At 63.7% G+C, this 1,147-nt stretch carries 1 protein-coding gene; it reads left to right on the top strand.

Annotated elements, in window-relative coordinates; translation table 11 throughout:
* Positions 1–25: 25 nt before the first annotated feature.
* A partial coding sequence (locus EN935_RS37045; protein ID WP_164771736.1) for a glycosyltransferase family 9 protein occupies positions 26–1,147 on the top strand: 1,122 nt, incomplete at its 3' end.

Consider the following 1,147-nt stretch of genomic DNA (forward strand, 5'->3'; position numbering starts at 1 on the left):
CCCCGCCAATTGCTCCTGGAAACAGATGTTGCAGAGTTCACCCGCGCCGTTCCACTCGATCCTGGTCATTCAAACGAAGTTCATAGGAGATCTCGTCCTCGCCTCGGCGCTTGCACAAAATTTGCGGCTCGAATTTCCCGGCGCCAGGCTCGTGTTTCTGTGTGAGGCTGGCTTCGAGAGCTTCGTGATCGCCCATGGCATCGCTTCCGAGGTGGTCACGTTCAGGCGCGCCCGCATGCGCGGCACCCCCCTGGAGCGCGGGAAAGAGCTTTACGCCATGGTGCGGGCGTTGCGCCGCTTCCGCTTCGACCTGACGATCGACCTGACCGATTCGAAGACGTCGCGCATTGTCAGCGGGCTGGTCAACGCAAAGACCCGCGTCGGCTACAATCCTTCCGAAAGACCCTTGCGTATGCTGGAGCGGCAGCCCGCCAATGTCTTTGCCAGGCCCTACGGCTTTGATGGCCAGCATTTTCTGTACCGTTACCTGTCGCCGCTCGAAGCGCTCGGCATCGACCTTCGCACGGTGATTCCGAGCCTTCAGCCGCTGCCGTTGGAAACGGCGAAAGCATTGGCGCTGCTGGGCAAGCACCATCTGCGGCCAAACGCCTTCATTGCCGTGCATGCTGGTGCAAGCTTCGAGGGGCGGCGTTGGCAGCCGGAGCGGTTTGCCGCGGCGATCGTCGAGATTACGAGCGAGACCGGCCTGGACGTCGTTCTGGTGGGCGGCCCGGACGAGCGGGAGATTGCCGAACGCATCGTCGCCAGGACCGCGCCGTCGGTCGTCAATCTCGTGGGGGCCCTGTCGCTCGAAAGTCTGCTGGCGGTGCTGAAGCAAGCCCGGCTATTTCTTGGCAATGAGAGCGGCCCGATGCACATGGCCGCAGCCACTGGGACCCCGGTTGTCGGGCTGTTCGGTCTGACGCATCCGTCGCGCTGGGGGCCAGTCGGCGTGCCCAGCATCTCGCTCCAGCCGCCATTGCCTTGCGTATGCGTTGCCAAGGACCTCTGCCGCGCACCGGATCCCAGCAAGGCCTGCTGCGTCTGGGGCCTGGAGGTCAAGCCGGTTGTCGACGCGGTGCGCGAGGTTCTTTCACGCACCGAAATGAAGCTGGTGCGCGGCAGAGGTCCTTGGCAACGCATACGC

Source organism: Mesorhizobium sp. M7D.F.Ca.US.004.03.1.1 (assembly GCF_003998635.1).
Lineage (GTDB): Bacteria > Pseudomonadota > Alphaproteobacteria > Rhizobiales > Rhizobiaceae > Mesorhizobium > Mesorhizobium loti.